This window comes from Aquabacterium sp. A7-Y, assembly GCF_026153205.1.
Classification (GTDB): Bacteria; Pseudomonadota; Gammaproteobacteria; order Burkholderiales; family Burkholderiaceae_C; genus Caldimonas.
This window is the reverse complement of sequence record NZ_JAPFBW010000075.1, coordinates 1-2,813: the sequence shown is the minus strand read 5'-3', so window position 1 is coordinate 2,813 and position 2,813 is coordinate 1. Positions and strand designations below refer to the sequence as shown.

3 protein-coding genes and 1 pseudogene are annotated in these 2,813 nt (G+C 74.9%); all 4 read left to right on the top strand.

What is annotated here, in order from left to right; genetic code table 11:
- A pseudogene (locus OOT46_RS30545) lies at positions 1–413 on the top strand (dehydrogenase); the annotation flags it as partial.
- A gap of 48 nt (positions 414–461) precedes the next feature.
- On the top strand, positions 462–878 hold the full coding sequence (locus OOT46_RS30540) for a 6-pyruvoyl trahydropterin synthase family protein (protein ID WP_265407392.1): 417 nt from the start codon (positions 462–464) through the stop codon (positions 876–878).
- Positions 875–1,936, top strand: a complete 1,062-nt coding sequence (locus tag OOT46_RS30535) for a glycosyltransferase family 4 protein (protein WP_265407391.1) — start codon at positions 875–877, stop codon at positions 1,934–1,936. Before OOT46_RS30540 ends, OOT46_RS30535 begins: the two co-directional genes overlap by 4 nt.
- A complete protein-coding gene (locus OOT46_RS30530; protein ID WP_265407390.1) occupies positions 1,936–2,808 on the top strand; it encodes a class I SAM-dependent methyltransferase in 873 nt (290 codons plus the stop codon). Before OOT46_RS30535 ends, OOT46_RS30530 begins: the two co-directional genes overlap by 1 nt.
- Positions 2,809–2,813: the final 5 nt, after the last annotated feature.

The window sequence follows — 2,813 nt, the reverse complement described above, 5'->3', positions numbered from 1 at the left end:
CGCTGGGCGCGCGTTTCTGCCTGCCGGCCGAGGCCAGCGCCGAAGCCGACATCGTGGTGCACGCCAGCGGCCATCCCGCAGGCCTGGCGACGGCGCTCGGCCTCGCCGGCTTCGAGGCCACCGTGCTGGAGCTCAGCTGGTACGGCCGGCGCCCGGTGCAGGTGCCGCTCGGCGAGGCCTTCCATGCCAGGCGCCTGACCTTGCAGAGCTCGCAGGTCGGCCAGGTCGCGACCGCCCGGCGCGGGCGCTGGAGCCACAGGCGCCGGCTGGCGCTGGCCCTGTCGCTGCTGGACGATACCCGGCTGGACGGGCTGATCGCGCCCGCGGCCGCCTTCGAGGCGCTGCCCGAGGTGCTGGCCCGGCTGGCCGGGCCGGGCGACCGGACCTTGTGCCAGCGCATCGACTACCCCTGAGCTTTTTTCCTTCCTTTCACTGCCTTTCCACAGCGAGGACCGTCTTCCATGTACAGCGTCAACGTCCGCGATCACTTCATGATCGCCCACAGCTTCCGCGGCGAGGTGTTCGGCCCGGCCCAGCGCCTGCACGGCGCGACCTATGTGGTGGACCTGGAACTGCGGCGGCGCGAGCTGGACGCCGATGGGGTGGTGGTCGACATCGGCCTCGCGACGGTCGCGCTGAGGGAGGTGCTGGGCGAATTCAACTTCCACAACCTCGACGAGGCGCCAGAGTTCGCCGGACGCAACACCACCACCGAATTTATGGCCCGCGTCGTCTTCGACCGCATCGCCCGGCGTATCGCCGAAGGCAAGCTGGGTCCTCACGCGGGCGGCCTCGAGAGCCTGCGGGTGACGCTGCACGAGTCGCATGTCGCCTGGGCCGCCTACGAAGGCCCGCTGCCCGGGGCACGCGTCTCGTGAGCGCTGCGGCGCGGCGCTGCGCCTTTGTCGTGCCGGGCGACCTGGCGACGCGCACCGGCGGCTACCGCTATGACGCCCGCATCGTCGAGGGCCTGCGCACGCGGGGTTGGCGCGTGGACGTGGTGAGCCTGGACGGCGACTTCCCCTGGCCCGACCGCGCGGCGCTGGACGGCGCCGAGGCTGCCCTGGCGGCCTTGCCGGATGGCCTGCCCGTGGTGGTCGACGGCCTGGCCTTCGGTGTGCTGCCCGAGTCGGTGGCGCGCCACGCCGCACGGCTGCGCTGGCTGGCCCTGGTGCACCACCCGCTGGCGCTGGAGACCGGACTGAGCGAGGCCCGGCGGGCGGCGCTGTTCGACAGCGAAGGCCGCGCCCTGGCGGCGGCGCGGCGGGTGGTCGTCACCAGCGCGGCCACGGCGCGGGCGCTGGCCGCTTACGCGGTGCCCGCGCCGCGTATTGCGGTGGTCGAGCCGGGGACCGACCCGGCGCCGCTGGCGCGCGGCAGCGGCGCGGCATCCGGCGGCCCGGCGCTGCTGTGTGTCGCGACGCTGACGCCGCGCAAGGGCCATCGGGTGCTGCTCGATGCGCTGGCCGGCCTGCAGGAGCGGCCCTGGACGCTGCACTGCGTGGGTAGCCTGGAGCGCGATGCCGAGACCGCCCGGGCGCTGCGGCGCGCCATCGTGGCCCATGGACTGGAGGCTCGGGTGCAGCTGTACGGCGAAGTCGACGAGGCGCGGCTGCAGGCGCTCTACGACGCGGCCGACCTGTTCGTGCTGGCGTCTTTCCACGAAGGTTACGGCATGGCGCTCGCCGAGGCGCTGGCGCGCGGACTGCCGGTGGTCGCCAGCGATGCCGGCGCGATCGCCGGCACCGTGCCGCGCGAGGCCGGGTTGCTGGTGCCGCCGGGCGACGTGGCGGCGCTGCGCGAAGCCTTGATGCGCTGGCTGGAGCGGCCCGCCCTGCGTGCCGAGTTGTCGGCCGGCGCCCGCGGCGCACGTGAGCGCTTGCCGTCGTGGAGCAGCGCGGCCGCGCGTTTTGCCACCGTCCTGGAGGAGCTGTGATGAGCGGATTCAGTGCCGACTGGCTGCGGCTGCGCGAACCCTGCGATCTGGCGGCGCGCGAGGCCGCCGCAGCGTCCCTGGACCTGCCCGGCCTGAGGGGACGCTGCGCGCTGGCGCCGGATGCGCTGTTCCCGGTGCTGGACCTGGGCTGCGGCACTGGCGCCAACCTGCGCTACCTGGCGCCGCGGCTCGGGGGCCGGCAGCGCTGGTGGCTGGTGGACCACGACCCGGAGCTGCTGGCCGAGCTGCCGCGCGCGCTGCAGGCCTGGGCGGCCGCGCAGGGCTACTGGCTACGCGGCGATACGGAGTGCCTGCGCCTGTCGGGCGCGGGATTCGAGGCCGAGCTTCACCCGGTGCAGGCCGACCTGGTCCAGGACCTGGCGGCGCTGCCGCTGCCGCAGGCCCGGCTGGTGACGGCCTCCGCCCTGCTCGATCTCGCGTCGGCCGTCTGGCTGGGCGGGCTCGCGGCGCGCTGCCAGGCCTCGCGCGCCGCGCTGCTGTTCGCGTTGAACGTCGACGGGCGCATCGCCTGGGAGCCGCGCGATGCTGACGACGAGGCCGTGCTGCAGCTGTTCGCGGCGCACCAGCGGCGCGACAAAGGTTTCGGGGGGCCGGCGCTCGCCGGCGGCGCGGTGCCGTTGCTGGCGGCCGAGTTGAAGGCGGCCGGCCATCGGGTCGTGCAGGCCGAAAGCGACTGGCGCATCGAGCCCGGCGCCCTGCAGCGGGCGCTGGTCGAGGGCATGGCGGGCGCCGCGCTGGAGCAGGCCCCCGACGCGCACACGCTCGTGAGCGGCTGGCGCGAGCGGCGTGTCTCGGCCTCGGCTGCGCTGCGTGTGGGGCACCTGGAGCTGCTGGCCTGGCCGGTGGCCTGAGATGC

Coding starts and splice junctions, on each gene's coding strand:
- OOT46_RS30530 (WP_265407390.1), top strand. CDS start 1,936: ATGAGCGGATTCAGTGCCGACTGGCTGCGGCTGCGCGAACCCTGCGAT.
- OOT46_RS30540 (WP_265407392.1), top strand. CDS start 462: ATGTACAGCGTCAACGTCCGCGATCACTTCATGATCGCCCACAGCTTC.